12 protein-coding genes are annotated in these 15,808 nt (G+C 59.5%); 4 read left to right on the top strand and 8 right to left on the bottom strand.

All coding sequences use genetic code 11. The features are described 5' to 3' along the window. Positions 1-15: 15 nt before the first annotated feature. From JFT91_RS05495 to JFT91_RS05485, 3 genes are all read right to left on the bottom strand, one after another. Positions 16-2,973, bottom strand: coding sequence for an autotransporter outer membrane beta-barrel domain-containing protein (locus JFT91_RS05495; RefSeq protein WP_201231765.1), 2,958 nt, complete (start codon positions 2,971-2,973; stop codon positions 16-18). 86 nt (positions 2,974-3,059) lie between these two features. Next, entirely contained in the window at positions 3,060-3,890 is an 831-nt protein-coding gene (locus tag JFT91_RS05490) for an amino acid ABC transporter permease (protein WP_201231764.1), read from the bottom strand. Beyond that, positions 3,887-4,708, bottom strand: coding sequence for a transporter substrate-binding domain-containing protein (locus JFT91_RS05485; RefSeq protein WP_201231763.1), 822 nt, complete (start codon positions 4,706-4,708; stop codon positions 3,887-3,889). Before JFT91_RS05485 ends, JFT91_RS05490 begins: the two co-directional genes overlap by 4 nt. A gap of 113 nt (positions 4,709-4,821) precedes the next feature. On the opposite strand from JFT91_RS05485, the gene JFT91_RS05480 reads away from it, so the two are divergent. From JFT91_RS05480 to JFT91_RS05470, 3 genes are all read left to right on the top strand, one after another. Next, on the top strand, positions 4,822-5,721 hold the full coding sequence (locus JFT91_RS05480) for a homocysteine S-methyltransferase family protein (RefSeq protein ID WP_201231762.1): 900 nt from the start codon (positions 4,822-4,824) through the stop codon (positions 5,719-5,721). Positions 5,722-6,059: 338 nt separating this feature from the next. After that, positions 6,060-7,412 (top strand): HipA domain-containing protein, encoded by a 1,353-nt coding sequence (locus JFT91_RS05475; RefSeq protein WP_201231761.1) that lies wholly within the window; start codon positions 6,060-6,062, stop codon positions 7,410-7,412. Next, complete coding sequence (locus JFT91_RS05470) at positions 7,409-7,687, top strand: helix-turn-helix domain-containing protein (protein ID WP_201231760.1); 279 nt, start codon at positions 7,409-7,411, stop codon at positions 7,685-7,687. The genes JFT91_RS05475 and JFT91_RS05470 overlap by 4 nt, the downstream gene beginning before the upstream one ends. An 85-nt stretch (positions 7,688-7,772) precedes the next feature. Here JFT91_RS05470 and JFT91_RS05465 read toward each other — a convergent pair whose 3' ends face one another. The 3 genes from JFT91_RS05465 to JFT91_RS05455 are packed head-to-tail and all read right to left on the bottom strand — an operon-like array spanning position 7,773 to position 9,537. Continuing rightward, entirely contained in the window at positions 7,773-8,444 is a 672-nt protein-coding gene (locus tag JFT91_RS05465; protein ID WP_201231759.1) for a GNAT family N-acetyltransferase, read from the bottom strand. Between the two features lie 12 nt (positions 8,445-8,456). Continuing rightward, complete coding sequence (locus JFT91_RS05460; protein WP_201229404.1) at positions 8,457-8,903, bottom strand: GNAT family N-acetyltransferase; 447 nt, start codon at positions 8,901-8,903, stop codon at positions 8,457-8,459. Positions 8,904-8,913: 10 nt separating this feature from the next. Further along, positions 8,914-9,537, bottom strand: a complete 624-nt coding sequence (locus JFT91_RS05455) for an FMN-binding negative transcriptional regulator (protein ID WP_201229403.1) — start codon at positions 9,535-9,537, stop codon at positions 8,914-8,916. A 92-nt stretch (positions 9,538-9,629) separates the two neighbouring features. Here JFT91_RS05455 and pdxR point away from each other — a divergent pair, with 92 nt between their 5' ends. Beyond that, positions 9,630-11,204, top strand: coding sequence for a MocR-like pyridoxine biosynthesis transcription factor PdxR (gene pdxR / locus JFT91_RS05450; RefSeq protein ID WP_201231758.1), 1,575 nt, complete (start codon positions 9,630-9,632; stop codon positions 11,202-11,204). On the opposite strand, the gene JFT91_RS29465 is transcribed toward pdxR, so the two are convergent. Then, complete coding sequence (locus JFT91_RS29465) at positions 11,137-12,885, bottom strand: hypothetical protein (protein WP_242489217.1); 1,749 nt, start codon at positions 12,883-12,885, stop codon at positions 11,137-11,139. The genes pdxR and JFT91_RS29465 overlap by 68 nt on opposite strands. Continuing rightward, positions 12,836-15,733 (bottom strand): dermonecrotic toxin domain-containing protein, encoded by a 2,898-nt coding sequence (locus JFT91_RS29460; protein ID WP_242489216.1) that lies wholly within the window; start codon positions 15,731-15,733, stop codon positions 12,836-12,838. The genes JFT91_RS29465 and JFT91_RS29460 overlap by 50 nt, the downstream gene beginning before the upstream one ends. Positions 15,734-15,808 lie beyond the last annotated feature (75 nt).

Here is a 15,808-nt window from a genome sequence, read left to right as displayed (position 1 = left end):
GCCGGCTATTCAAACTCAAAAACTCATCTGCCATTGCCCGATCAACCCGTGATTACGGCTGTTGCTGCCAATCTCGCCGCTGTAACCCACACCCAGGGTATGCCGCGCCGAGATCCCCACATCCAGTCCTGCTTCCAGCACCAGACTGTCCCGATCCAGTGAACTACCATCGACGCTGAATGCCGTGCCGCCGGTGACAAACGCCTGACGTGTCGAACTGCTGACATCGCCGTAGGTGTGTTTCCAGCCCGCTGCCATGCGTGGCGTCACGCTCATGCCGTTGTCCAGGCTGCTCAGGTGCGCCAGGCGCACGCCGAAGGTGCTGCTGAAGTTGTCCTGGGTCTGGCTGTCGACTTGCAGCGCGGCGGCGCCACCTTTTTCTTTGTAGCTGTCGCGGTGGTAGCGCTGGTAGCCGAGGCTGGCGAACGGTTCGGCACTGAGGCGGCCGCTGCCCAGTGCATAGCCGAGTTCGGCAAAGGCTTGCTGGCTGTCGGCGTCGTAATCACCTTTCGGGCGATCGCTGAAACCGTTGAAGGCGATCGTGCGTTTGCTCTCGCCCTGATGCCCGCTATAAGCGGCGCCGAGACGCAGGGCAATCGGGCCGTTCTGATGCAGCGCGTAGACGCCGGCGTGCCAGCTCTCGACGTTGCCATCGACACCAGTGGCGTCCAGGTCGGTTTTCGAATAACCGCCGAGCACACCGAGTCGCCATGCAGGATTCAACGACCAGTCGGCACCGAGCACGCTGCCTTTGGTGCGCTGTTCCAGGCCGCTGCTGCCGTGCTCGCCATCGAGCTTGCCGTAGCCGCCAATGCCTTGCAGCCAGAGACGACCACGTGCATTCGGATCATTCAGGTTGCGTGCTTCGGACGGTACGCCATTGGCCGCCAACACGGGCGTGTCGCGTTGATCGAGACCGACCAGCAGGCCCGGGCTGCCGCCAATTTGTTGCAGCGCCGCGAGCATGCTGCTGCCCACCTGACTGCTGGCGCCGAGGGTGGCGCTGGTCAGATTGGCGTTGCTGGCGCCGGCCAGTTGCTCGATGGCCGCACCCGCCGTGCTTTGCGTGGTGTTGAGCAAGGCGTTGTACAGTGCGTTGTTCTTGCCCATTGAGGCGAGGCTGTTGGCGGCGTTGCTGCCATTGCCGGTTGCAGCGAATTGGTTGAAGGCCACATCGTTGCGGGTGTAAGTCAGATCGACTTGAGTCGGCGTGTAGGCGAGGGTCGGCGTGAGGAATGCGTAGTCGCTGGTGACCTTGCCGAACGTACCGTTGACCTGCGCGGCTTGCAGCACAGTGTATTGGCTCTGCCACGGGTAGGTGCCACTGCCGGGATTCACCGCCAGGGTCGCACCGTTGAGGTTGGCCGTGCCGCCGACCTGTACCGGGGCGCTGCTGCCATCGGCGTTGACGCCGTAGGCGAGGGTGGATGCACTGGTCATGTTCAAGTCGTGAACGATGCTCGCACGGCCGAAGCGGGTGTCGGTGCGCAATGTGCCGTTGACGTTGAGGTTGCCGACCGATCCGCCGCCGGCATACACGCCGCCCGCGTCGACGCTCAGGTCGCCAGCGATGCCGCCCTGGTTGATCAGCGTCGCGCCGTTGCGCACCGCGCCGCCGTCGCTGAAATCGCCGCTGCCGGTCAGCGTCCACGCGCCTTGTTTGACCTCCAGCCATTCAAAGTTGCGGCTGGCGCCGAAGCTGCCGCCCGCCGCGTCGTCCATCACCACCCGATCGTAACCGCTGCCACCATCGACCACGCCGACAAAGCGGCTGCCGTTGCGCAAAGTCAGGCTGTCGTTGCCGGCGCCCAGATCCAGTGCGAGCCCATTGCTGCCGCTGATGGTGCCGGCGTTGACCACGTTGTCGGCGAACTCGCCGACGAATTTCACGCCGAAACCGTTGAGGCCTTGAATGGTGCCGAAGTTCTCCAGCGTGGTCGCTGCCAACCCGGAACCGCCGCTGCCGTCATCGACCAGAATCGCACTGTTGGCGCCGCTGATCAGCGCGCCGCTGGCGTTAAGGATGTAACCGCCACCGAGGGCGATGCCTTCGCTGCCATTGGCGAAACCGCCCTTGTCCACACCACCGGCGCCAACGCCTTGAATGGTGCCGTAGTTTTCGATGTGGGCGATCTTGTCGATGTCCACGCCATCGCCGTCACCGTTGGCTTGCAGCCCGGAATAGGCGCCGGTGATGGTGCCGTGGTTGATCACGGTGCCATCGCCGTCGGAACCGTAGCCCGAACCATTGCGCCCGGTGATCTGACCGTAGTTGACCAATGTCGCGCCGAGGTCGGTGGTGATGCCGTGACGGCCACCGGAAATCACTCCGTAGTTGGTGATCGACACACCGGTTGCGGTATCGATATCGATGCCGTCGAATTTCTCGTCGGCGTTGTGCGAGTCACCCGTGGAGATCTCGCCGTAGTTGGTAATGGTCGCGTTGGCGCCGGTCTTCATGCCGTCGCTGGCGTCGCCGCGAATCAGCCCGCCGGCACGGTTGATGATCGTGGTTTTTACGCCGTCACTGCGCAGCGCATCAAGGTCCAGCCCTTGGCCCGTGGTCGAGCGAATAATGCCGCTGTTGTCGATCAACAGGCTGCCGCTGACGAAGTTGCTGTCGATGCGCAACGCGTCGTTGGCACCGAGAATCTGCCCACCGCTGCGGTTGTAGATTGAATAGTTGCGCGCCTTGCTCTCATCACCACTGCTGTCTATGGCGCGGCCGCCGCTGGAGATGATCTTGCCGGCGTTATCGATGATCACGCCCATGCCGCTGGTTTGGTCCTTCAGGCTTACAGCCTTGCCGCTGTTGGTGATGCTGCCGGGGGCCGAAATCGTCAGCGTGTCGCTGCCGCCCAGGGTTTGTGAGGCACTGGTGGCGGTGTCGATCTGCACGGTTTTGCCGTGGGCGGCGCTGGTGGCAACCAGCAGGGCAATGGCGAGGGGCAAACGCTGAGGCGGGAAGGGCATGAGTGGACGGCCTTTTTGTTATGAGCGGGCCGTCCTGTATAGCGATGGGTTTTTACAGAATGATGTCTGTGCTGTTGCAGAACGGGTTAGCTGCGGCGTTCGTACGCCTTGCCGTAATGCCGCTCCATGCGCGCCTGAATCAACTCCAGCCCGATCGACATTACCCAGTAAATGATCGCCGCGGTCGTGAGCATTTCGATGTAGCGATAGCTGGAGCGCCCATACGACTGCGCGAGAAACATCACTTCCCAGACCCCCATCACCGAAATCAGCGACGAGTCCTTGAGCATCGAGATGAACTGGTTGGTCGTCGGCGGGATGATCGTGCGCATGGCCTGGGGCAGGGTGATGCGCCAGAAGATCACCGATTCGCGCATGCCCAGCGCCAGCGACGCTTCGCGTTGGCCATAGGGAATGCCGAGGATGCCGGCGCGGAAAATCTCACTTAAGTAAGCGCCGTAATTCAGCGAGAGGGCGATGATCCCGGCAACGATGGCACCGGGCACGATGCCCAGTTGCGGCAAGCCGAGATAGATCAGCAGGATCTGGATCAGCAGCGGCGTGCCGCGAAAAAACGACGCGTAGAAACTGGCGATGCCGAACGCCACGGCGCTTTTCGACAGGCGTGCCAGTGCGGTGACGAAACCCAGCAATGACGAGGCGACAATCGAGCACACGCACAGAAACAGCGTGAGCGCCGCGCCTTGCAGAAAGCCGTTGGGGGCCAGATGCAGGCCGACCAGGTTGGGCAGCTTGTCGAGGATGATCGAGAACTTCAGATCAAAGCTCAGGAAAAACCCGGCAAACAGGCAGAACATCGCCGCCCAGGTCAGGTACAGCCGTGTGCGAAAACCGAAGAACCGTTGCAGGCGGGATTCAGTCACTGGTGGTCGTGGAGGTGTCGGGAAAGAAGTCATTGACTGATATCGGCGCCGATCCATTTCTGCGAGAGCTTGCTCAGGGTGCCGTCCTGTTTAAGTTGCGCGAACACTTCGCGCACTTTGGCATCCCATTGCGCGTCACCCTTTTCGATGGCGACCGAGTTCGGCTCCGAGTACAGCGGCGCGCCGGCCAGTTTGAAGCGTTTGTCTTCGTTAAGGCGTGGCTGCGCGGTAACGAGGTTGGTGAGGATCGCATCCAGACGCACGCCGGCACCCAGGCCCAAATCCTGAAACGCGACGTTGTCGGTATCGTATGGGGCGATCTGCACGTCTTCGAACGGGTACTGCAATTGCGTGTCTTCGGCGCCTTCGATGACCAGATTCTTGTTCAGATAACTTTCATAACTGGAGGCGCTGGTGAGGCCGACCTTCTTGCCGCTCAGGTCATTGGCGCTGTGGATCCGCTCATCCCTGGCGTTGACCACGATCACCGCGGGCGAGGCGTAATACTCGACCGGGAAGTCGAACACTTCGGCGCGCGCCTTGCTCGGTGTCATCGAGCAAATGCAGATGTCGTAACGGCCGCTCCAGCGACCGGCGGCGATGACATCCCAGGACGGTGTTTCGAGGCGCAACTTGACCCCGAGTTTGTCCGCCACGGCTTTGGCTACATCGACGTCAAAGCCGTCGAGCTGGTTCTGATCGTTGAGAAACGAGAACGGTGGATAGCTCTCCATCAGCACGCCGACCAACTGTTTTTTCTGCTCGACTCGATCCAGCGTGGTGCCAGCAAAAGCTTGTGTGGAGGCGGCCAGAATCGTCAGGCCCAGGGCCAGTAGCGGTTGAAATTTCACAGTCGATCCCTGAGCAAAAAAGAGGTTGTTATTAACCGAATGGTGCGTATTAAATAGTTATAAGAACGACTCTGATAGTGAGTTATTTTCATAAGCTTATGAGTGAAAAGCATATGGGCGCAGGAAGCACGATTATTCTTGATGGCGGCATGGGCCGTGAGTTGCAGCGCGCCGGGGCGCCGTTTCGCCAGCCGGAATGGTCGGCGCTGGCGCTGAGCGAGGCACCGCAAGCGGTCGAGGCGGTGCACGCCGCTTACATCGCCAGCGGCGCCAACGTGATTACCAGCAACAGTTATGCGGTGGTGCCGTTCCACATTGGCGAAGAGCGTTTTGCCGCTGAAGGGCAGGCGCTGGCAGCCTTGGCCGGAGAACTGGCACGCCGTGCGGTAGACGCATCGGGAAAATCGGTACGCGTGGCCGGTTCGTTGCCTCCGCTGTTCGGCTCCTACCGTCCGGATCTGTTTGAAGCGTCCCGTGTCAGCGAGTTGTTGCAGCCATTGATTCAGGGTCTGGCACCGCACGTCGATCTGTGGCTGGCGGAAACCCAGAGCTCGATCATCGAAGCGCGGGCCATCCATGCCGGTCTGCCGCAGGATGGCAAGCCGTTCTGGTTGTCCTTCACATTGAAGGATGAAGACACTGACGAAGTACCGCGTCTGCGTTCCGGCGAGCCGGTGGCCGAAGCGGCGGCGGTGGCGGCTGAGTTGGGCGTCGAGACGCTGCTGTTCAATTGCAGTCAGCCGGAAGTGATTGGCGCAGCAATTGATGCGGCGCGCGCGACCTTCGAGCGTCTGGGAGTGAAAATTCACCTTGGCGCCTACGCCAACGCGTTCCCGCCGCAGCCCAAAGAAGCGACGGCCAATGATGGGCTTGATCCGTTGCGCGAGGATCTTGATCCGCCGGGTTACTTGCATTGGGCGGTCGATTGGCAGCAGCGCGGTGCCAGTCACCTCGGCGGTTGCTGCGGGATCGGCCCTGAGCACATTGCCGTGCTGGCGCAGAAACTGGGCTGAAAAACACGGCAAAAGATCGCAGCCTGCGGCAGCTCCTGCATAAGGCAAATGTAGGAGCTGCCGCTGGCTGCGATCTTTTGCTTTTAGAAGTGGGATGGACGTTACATTCCAGCGTGGACGGATGACTCGCTGTTGTAAGCGAGTCGTTATGCTCAGCGGCTTTTACAAAATGATGTCAAACATCCATCCGCATTACTTTGTGTTTGCCCCAAAATAGACCGTGGCATTTCTGCATTTTGTTGCAGATATTTCGGCAGGTCTCGTCAAAAAATGCACTATATTGCATCTTCGGTTTAAAAAACTTCGCCAGAATGCATTTAAATGCAGGTGCAAAGCTCATGTACGACCTGACACTACAGATATTCGCGACTGGGCGATGGCATGACGCGATGGTTCTGAGTTTCGCTGACCCCGAAAAGGGTTTCGAAAGTCGCTGCGATTTCGGTTATCAAACCACCTATCTCGTCGAAAACTTAGACGCGATAGGGTCGCCGTTCTCAAAGGCTGTGAGTGTACGGTTCCCGTTGGACTGGGATAGCCGGCGATCGAGTGTGCCTGCCTTCGTTCATGACATCGTTCCTGCCGGTGCTGCGAAACGTTTTCTTCTTGCTCGCTTAGGGCAGGAAAAACCCGCAGACATCAGCGCCGACCTCTATCTGCTGGGTCGGAGCACGCCAGCTCCCATCGGCAACATGCGAATAAAGGAATCTGCCGAGTCTATGGATGAGCGGGAGCCCATTGGGTTTCAGCGTCAGGACGTAATCCTGCGTGACAATCGTTTTCTCGAGTACGCCTATGAACTCGGTGCAGCCATTGGCGGTGCGACGGGGGCAGGGGGTGAAGCGCCTAAGCTTTTGTTGGCAGAGAACAAGGCCGGTCTCCTGTATCCCGATGCAGTCCTTGAGGATTCAGAGGTCAGTCAGCACTGGTTTGTGAAATTTGCTCGTAACAAAGGCAATCAGACCGATCAGGACATCTTGCGAAGTGAGTTCCACTACTACAGGGCCCTTCAGACATTAGACATCGAAACGGTAGCTTCACAAGGGCTGGCACTGGAAGAGGCGAGTAAACCCAGCTTGTGGATGCAGCGTTTTGATCGTCGGGTAACGGCTCAAGGTGTTGAGCGTTATGCGGTCGAATCGATTTATTCGCTGGCTAATGTGACAACGCCAGGCAGCGCGATGGACCATTTGGGCGTGATTCGTATGCTTGCCAGTCTTTGGTGTGAGGCAGGGCAAGAGGAGCAGATTCCCGATCTGGTTGCGGACTACTTGCGTCGGGATCTGATCAACAAAATTCTCGGTAACTCGGATAACCATGGCCGTAATACCGCGATCATTCGTGGCTTGAGTTCGTTTCGACTTGCGCCGATTTATGATTTGGCGCCCATGGTCATGGACGATGAAGGCGTTACCCGTTCGACTAAATGGCCGAAAGAGTTGGAAAGGGCGGGGGATGTCGATTGGCGAGGAGTTTGTCGTGCATTGGCTGATATTGCTGATCCGGATGACCCCTTGGCTGCTTTGGCCGATGGGCCGGATGCGTTCGAGCGCCTTCGTCAGGACGCACGACGCCTTGCGGCTCTTCCCGATATTTTGACCGAGAGCGGCCTGCCGGACCGAACCATGAACCATCCGGGGATTCACCTGAGAAATCTGGAGCAACGCTTGAAAGAGTGGGACCTGAAATGAGCCTGACCGTCGCCGAGCGCACGCTGCTCATCGAAAACATTCAAGAAGCATTGGCCCAGGGAACGCTTGAGATCGGCGAGGCCGTTCGCCGCCTGCGCGTAGAAGTGACGGGCCTGCATCAGACCCAGTTTGCGAAGATGTGCAAAATCTCGGTTCGAACCCTGGTGCACATCGAGCACGGCGAAGGCAATCAGACGCTGAAGTCGCTGAACGCCGTGTTTCGTCCGTTTGGGATGAAGATGGGCGTTGTGCGGATTCGGCGAGATATCAGTTAAAGATCAACAGATCGCAGCCTGCGGCAGCTCCACGGAGATCCTGTGTAGGCGCTGCCGCAGGCTGCGATCTGTTGTTTTTACATCATCAGGAACGACACTCGACCAGGCCTTTCACCTGCCCGTCAGGTGCCTGATTATCATCAGACAGCCAACGCTCAAACCCTGCCGCAATTGCCGGCCACTCTCCATCCAGAATCGAGTACCACGCGGTGTCACGGTTTTCGCCCTTGACCACCATGTGCTGGCGGAACACACCTTCGAAGCTGAAGCCCAGGCGCTCGGCGGCGTATTTGGAGCGAGCGTTGCCGTTGTTGCACTTCCACTCCAATCGACGGTAACCCAGCTCGAAAGCGTGCCTGGCCAACAGGTAAACCGCCTCGGTGCTTTTCGGCGAGCGTTGCATCGGTGCGCCGAAGGTCACGTGGCCGATCTCGATGCGGCCCTGCGCCGGGACGATCGACATCAGGCTGAGGATGCCTTGCACTTGCCCGGTGGCGCGGTCGATGACGCTGAAGAAATACGGATCGCTTTGAGCCGCGTGGTTGTTCAGCCAGTCATTGAAAACGCTGCGCTCGGGGAAAGGCCCATAAGGCAGATAGTTCCACAGTTTCGGGTCGGCACCGGGGCCTTCGAGGGCGTTGAACAGCTGATCGCCGTGGCGCGACGGGTCGAGTTTTTCCAGGCGAATGAAGCGGCCTTCAAGCAGTGTGGTGGTGGGGGCGGGGACGCCTTTCCAGTCAGCGAGTGAAGCGGTCATGAGCGCGTCTCCTTAAATGGCTTTACGAAACTGGATGAAACCCGGGCGTTCGGCGATACGCTCGTAGAGCTGGATCGCGGTGGCGTTGGTTTCGTGGGTCAGCCAGTGCACTTTGCAGCAGCCGTCAGCCTTGGCAGTGGCGTAGACGTGCTCGATCAGCAGGCGACCGACGCCGGTACCGCGGGTTTCGGGCATCACCAGCAGATCCTGCAGGTAGCAGGAGTTTTCGATACTCCAGTTCGAGCGATGGTAGATGTAATGCACCATGCCCACGGCTTTGCCGTCAGCCCAGGCGAGGGCGGCGTGAGTCGGTTCGTTCGGATCGAGGAAGCGCTGCCAGGTGCTTTGCGTGACAGCGTCCGGCAGTTCGGCGTTGTAGAAGCGCAGGTAAGCCTGCCACAGCGGCAGCCACGCGGCGTGGTCATCAGCACTGACCTGGCGAATGTCGATCTGACTCATGGTGATTTCCTTAGCGCATCAATTGGGCGAGGGTTTGATCATTGACTTCGGGGCTGGCAGCGAGGCCTTCACGCACGCCGGCAATGTCTTCGGCGCTGCGGTTCTGGCTGAGCTTGCGCTTGCCTTCGAGACGGTCGATGGGAATCGCAAAACCGACGATGGCCTTGAGCATGCCGTCGATGTAATCGGCGGGAGCGTCGTCCACTGACCACGGCTGGGCGCGGCCGGCTTCATGGCGATCAGTGAGGGTGCTGACAATGTCGAGCAGGCGTCCGCCATCGCTAAAGGTTTCGGCGTGACCATAGGCGTGCACGGCGACGTAGTTCCAGGTCGGCACGACTTTGCCGTGCTCGGCTTTGCTCGGGTAAAAACCGGGGCTGACGTAGGCATCGGGGCCGGCAAAAATCAGCATCGCTTCGGCGCCGTCGCGCAAGTCTTTCCACTGTGGATTGGCTTTGGCGAGGTGACCGTACAACGTGCCGTGGGAACCTTGTTCGCAGTGCAGCAACACCGGCACATGACTGGCTTGCAGGCCGTTTTCGCCGTGGCTCACCAAAATGGCCAAGCGAGTGGCGAGGATCAGTTCGTGCAGTTGGGACAGCTCGTCGATGGCAAAGGCGCGGGGCGTGTACATGGAGAAGTTTTCCTTGGCGAATGACTGCATCCTAGGCAGGCTATTGGTTCGTTGTAAGAGCCATTAACGATCAAATTCATAGGTCCAATGCCATGAGCGATCTGCCCCTGTCCTTGTCCTTCAACCCGGCGGGTATCGAACTTGATCGCCGACAGGGCTTGAGTCTTCAGCTTTACCAGGCCCTGCGCATGAGGGTGCTCGACGGGCGTCTGGCCAGCGGCACGCGATTGCCGGCCAGTCGTGATCTGGCGGTGGCGCTGGCGATCTCCCGGAACAGTGTGGTGCGCGCTTACGATCAGCTCTACGCCGAAGGCTTCATCGAGGGGCGGGTCGGTGATGGCACTTACGTGGCGCAATTGCCACACACGGCGTTATCGACAAAAAAGTTGTCCACAAAACTATCCACAGGGTTTTCAACAGGCTTATCCACAAGTTTATCCACAAAACACGTGGAATTAACTGTGGATTTATCCAGCAAAGTTATCCACAGAAGCGCTTTGCAACGGTTGGAAAACAATCATCTATCCCTGCCGCCGAGCGGACCACCGAGAGCTTTTCGGGTCGGCGTGCCAGCATTCGACCTGTTTCCATTCGGGGTGTGGGCCAAGTTGAATGCGGCTTTCTGGCGAAAACCGGACTTGCAGCAGTTGTGTTACGGCGCACCGGAGGGCGATGTGCGTTTGCGCGGCTTGATCGCCGCCTATTTGCGCAGTTCGCGCGGTATGCAATGCACGGCTGAACAAATAGTGATCACCAGTGGTGCCCAGCAGGGAATTAGCCTTTGTGCACAGTTGCTGGTGGAGCCGGGGGACGGGGTCGCCATCGAGAATCCCGGGTACCGTGCGGCGGCTCATGCATTCGCCATTGCCGGTGCAAGGTTGCACGGCGTGTCGGTGGACGGTGACGGCATCAATTGCGCGCAATTGAACGGGTTGACCGATTGCCGTCTGGCCTATGTGACGCCGTCTCATCAGTACCCCACTGGGGTGATCATGAGTCTGGCGCGCCGCCTGGAGTTGTTGGCGTGGGCTGAGCGCACGGAGGGCTGGATTATCGAGGACGATTACGATGGCGAGTATCGTTACAGCGGCGCACCGCTGGCACCTTTGGCCGCGCTGGATCGGCAGGGGCGGGTACTTTACGTCGGCACCTTCGGCAAAATCGCCTTTCCCGCATTGCGGCTGGGTTATCTGGTGCTGCCGGCAGGCCTGGTGAAAGCGTTCACTCAGCGCCGGGCTGTGGACATGCGCCATTCCGAAGTGAGCACCCAGGCGGTCATGGCCGAGTTCATGGCGGCCGGGCACTTTCAGCGGCATATTCGCCGCATGCGCCGCGCCGCCTTGAGCCGCCGCAACAGCTTGTTGGCTGGCTGGCCGGAAGGTGTCGCCGGTGTCGGCAGCCTGCCGAATGTGGTGGCGGGGTTGCACTTGACGGTAGCGGTCGACACGCAAGCGCGGGAGCAGCAATTGATTGAAAAGGCTGCCGGCGTCGACGTTGAAATCAATGGTTTGAGCAATTACTGGTTGCCGGACTCAAGCACCCCGCACGATCAGCGTGCAGGCCTGGTGCTGGGTTTCGCTGCGGTGCCCGAGGCCGCTATCAGCGCGGCGCTGATGCGCCTGCGGCAGGCGTGGCAGGTGGGAAAAACAACTCTTCGGCCAATTTAAGCGACATCCCGCTGCGATGAATGGCAATGAGTTCCTGATTGTTCAGGTTGTGCAGTTCGTAGGCACCGCCAAGGTGCCGCTGCTCGAGGGTTTTCATATGGCGCGCCTTTGACGCAGTGACCGGGTCTTTGGCGTTGTCATAGTGAAGGTGCGCGTACCACAACGCTGTACCGGTTCTGGCGTCGCTGACTTCATATTCATCGAGAAAGTCATTGGCCCGCCCCTTGAGCCGACGGCGGAGGCCGATTTTGGCGATTTTCACTTCTCCGATGTTTTTCAACCACTGCACGTGGGCGGCCGTCGGAGGCTGTTGCTTGATCAGGGTAATACGGGTTTTGCGTCCAGTTTTGTCGAGGGCTGTCGCGGCGCTGTCGAGTGCGTCCACCAGCTCGGAGGCCACACGATCTGCCGGCTCGTTGCTGGCGATCAAGGCTTGGTCGATCGCCTCTCTGGCGCTGCGCAAACTCACGGCGTGAATTTGATAAAGGGCTTCAGCCTCCGCCGGTATGCGTTTGGCTCGTTTGACATGGCCTTCGGTTCGTCTGTGGAACGCTGACAGGTCGTCGATCAAGGCTTGTCCGGCTGCAAGGCTGTTGTTCAGATTCGGCCTGGATTTGGTCGGAGACGGTTTCGGTGTGATGCGCTCGACCCACTCCCCGGGTGTTTTTTCGTGAAACGTGGCGATGAGTCTGCCCGAAACTTTTGCTCGCACCTCCACCAGGTCAGTGTCCTGGCCATCGGCACTTTTTCGGACTTCACCGACAAGCGTGCCTTTGTAGCGGGTCTTGATGATTTTTCTGCCGGAACCGGCCCAGGGGCGGGAAGGGCCGGGCTTCGGCCCGAGCAGAATCTGGTCGCGCAACAGGTTTCCCAGGCGGTTTACCGTGGCTTCGCTGAATTCGTTGATCCGCTTGCGCACTTGCGCCAAACGCTCGGGCTGGTAGTGCTTGGGATATTCGATGAGCAGATCGACGAAGCGCTGGTCGATGGCGGCAAATTGTTCGGCCAGATTGCTGGTGGCTTCTATCCGTTCGGCGAGGTTGTCCAGACTTTCATCAGTGCTAAGGTCCATTGAGCTCTGGATATTCAGGGCGGCATCTTCGATCACGTTTTCCAGTGCAACCCTTGCCGCAGTCGCACTGTCTGGCGGACCAGCCTTGAGACACAGTTTCTGCCCCAGGCTGATCTCGAGCATTTTCAGGTCGTTGATTTCATAACCGGGGAGTTTGGTCTGGTAACGACGCTGGGTCTCGACCCCCTCTTTGCCGAGCAGCTTCAGTTCATCGAAACGTGTGTGGGCAAACTCCAGCTTCGCAATGAACTCGGCGGACAGCCCATTCAGCTTTTCAAAGGCTGTGACGTGATCGACCGGTGTCGCCGCTTTGTTCTCGAACAGATTCATCGTCGTGTTCAGGGTACTGGCGTACTCGCCATTGCGTTCGAGAAACCAGGAGTGACACAGAAACATCTGCATGGTCAGCCGGTCGATCATGGCCGTGCGGTAGTTGGGTACCGGCTCCGCCAGATTCAGGGCCTTGAGCTTGTCGATGTGGACCGTGTATTGGCTGAGCTGCGCTTCAATGGTGTCGAGGTACTCCTTGCGTATCGCTTCGACTTTTTCCGGCAGTGCCTCAAGCAACGCAGTATGAAAGTCGGCCAGTGTGTCCTGCTTGGGTTTCATCGTCACATCGAAGGCGCTGATGTCGCTCTTTAACTGAGTCAGCTTCTGTTTTTTCCAGGCGTGCTTGCGCGATGCGGCTGCGCAGGGCGCCTCCGCGCAGACGCAGGCGCAAATCGACGACCCACTGCCCGCTCGCTGTGCGGGTCAGCAAGGGCCCTGTACGTGTGGGCACTTGATGTGAATCGATGATTTGCACATCGCCGTTGTCGTTGAATTGCACTTCGAACCAGCGTTTGCCGACGGGCGCGTACCATTTTTCCTGGTGAGCGTAGAGGTGCTGGTGCTGACCCTCGGTGGCCGCTGCGCCGAGCCCTTTGGGTTTTATGGTTTTCAGGCTGTCGAGGAGTGACTCAAGACCGGGACGTGAGCGCCCCAACGCCGCGCTCGCATTGAGCGAGGTGTCATGACCGACTGGCAGTTCGAGGCTGGTAACGTCTTGCATGCGCACGGGTTTAATGGCTTCGGGAACGACTTTTGGCGGCAACTGTTCTGCCGTTTCCGACACGGTGCCGGTCTTGCGCCGCGTTGCCTTGCCGACGGCGGCGCGGTGGGCCAGCACCATACCGAGCGCCAGCAGGATGTCCGCCAATGCCGTCCAGGCGATCTTGCCGCTCTGCTGGTTTTCGCTATCGCTGATCTCTTGCAGGTCGTCCATGATTTGCCAGATCCAGGCGGCGGTACTGACGCCACGGCCCAGAAAAGGCAGGGCGGCGTTGAACAGCATCCAGCCGCCGCGTTTTACCGTGGCCCAGCGCGCTTCGGCGTTGGAGACCGTCTGGCGATCGGCCTGAGTGAGGAGGGCGGCAACGTTGGCCTTGTGCAGCGTCTCGACGATATCGCCGGTGATTTCGCTGGTGTGCAGCTTGACCACCCCGAGCATGTCGATGGCGGCGACGGGATTGACCACGGTCTGAGGAATGACCCATACCGACGGCATCTTGGCCGGGAATACGTACTGGCTGTAATTGAAACGAACGTCATCCGGCAACCAGGCGAGCACCGATTCGCGCAACAGTCGCGAGTGCTTGATCGCATAAAGCAGATTGGTACGACTGGGGTATTGAATCAGCGGTTTTTCGAACAGCGGTCGATAGAGCAGGTAGGGACCTTTGTCGGACTGACGCGGGCCGATGACAAACATGTTGACCACGGTGTCGGCCCTTGAGCTGATGCGGTGGGCATTGAACGCCAGCGGGCTGATGATGATTTCCTGCCCGTCGACCAGGCGACCCTCGGCGCTGTCACCCAAGGCGGCCAGGAGGTAGCGATAACCTTGCTCATCAATGCCGGCCTCGTCACGGATCTTGTGTTGCAGCGCCAGCATCGGCAGTTCGATCGGCAACTGGCGGATATACAGTTTCTGCAGGGCTGCGGCCTGGACGTTATCGTCGACCAGAAGCTTTTTCAGGTACGCCGGATAGGTCTTGCCGATGTTGACGGCGGTGACCAGTTTTTCCACGTAGGCCACGGTGAGCCAGTCCGGCAAAGCGCTGCCATCCCGATAGCGTACGGTCTTGTTGCCCAGCGGCAACCCTTCGAGGTTTTGCAGGGTGAGTTCGCTTAGCGACAACGTCTGGTTGTCGCTATTGAACGGCAAGACAAACGTGCCCCAGACCTCCAGGGCGGTGATGCTGATTTCGATCTCGTCGATTTTTACCTCGCCGGCCTTGGGGTGATCGGTGCGGATCTGTCGGGTCAACGCATCGCGGGTAAAAGTGTCGAGATTGTCGACCTCGCTTTGAAACGACTTACCGGCGTTCTGGTGTTGCACCACAGTCAGGTCCAGCAGGTGCCGGCTGAAGCTGGTCTGATCGGCCGCATTAGCGTTGTCGAGCCAGGGCGGCAGCATCGGCTGGAGACGGTCGACGTGCGGTTTGAGGCGCGGCGCCGGCTCTGAGTGATCGCCGCCCGTGCCGTTTTGCGGGAAGAGGTTGTTGAGGGTCGAGCCTTGAAAGAAGTTGATTTCGCCGAGGGCGTCGGCCTCCAGAGCGATCAGTGTGCAAGCCTGTTGATCGAAAAAGTTGCCGTCCGGCTCGAACAACCGCCAGTGCAGGCCACCGGCGGCGGTGTTCTCCCGATACCGGCGCGGCAGGGCATTGCCCAGCTCCTCCATCGATTCGAAACGCCGAAAACCATTCACCAGCGAATGCGTAATGATCAGCGTGCGCTTCTCGTGGGTGCCGACCAGCACGGCGGTATCGAGAACATGCAGGTGATTACGTTTTTCACCGTCACCCTGATCCAGGTCGATCAGGCACGCGCGTGTTTTGTACTTGTCTGCGGACAGCCGCTGCTGCTTGTCGGGGTGACGGAAAACCGCGTGGGCCATGGCTCGCTGATGCACGTCCCAGTCCAGACTTTCGTCGACATTCCACAGATTGTGCAAAGCATCCGACAGTTGATACCAGCGCGGCTGTGCGAGAGACGTGTGCTGGTTCCAGTAATCAACCTGTTGTTCGCGGTACGCCACGAACAGCAGCGGCGCGAGTTCGTTGAGCAGGCTGGCGAGCGCATCGACCTCCACGGGCAACTGGATCGCTGATTCACTGCCCGGATGCTGGGTCAGAAACTGTTCATCGTCCAGATACGTGACGGTGGTACCGGACAGACCGAGCCGCACCAGCACGTCGGTCAGGGACTCGACCTGATCACCGCCGCGAACGACACGGTCATCTTTGACGATCCAGGTCGGGGTCACGACCATGGCCAGTTGCGGATCGATATCCAGATTCGGGTAAAGGATTTTCAGCTCGGGGCGCAGCGCCTGGGTGGCGACTTCCCGCAACGAGGGACCGGTCACCAGTTGCGTCAGTACATCAACGGCGCTGGGCAAGGAGATTTCGGGCATGGGCAATTCCTGCTCTGACAAGGGCGGCGCGCCAAATGGCGCCGGGTCAGGGCAAGGTAAAAGTCGCGTGCCGGC

Source organism: Pseudomonas sp. TH08 (assembly GCF_016651275.1).
Lineage (GTDB): Bacteria > Pseudomonadota > Gammaproteobacteria > Pseudomonadales > Pseudomonadaceae > Aquipseudomonas.
Note: the sequence above shows the minus strand (reverse complement) of the source record. Positions and strands in the feature narration are given on the sequence as shown.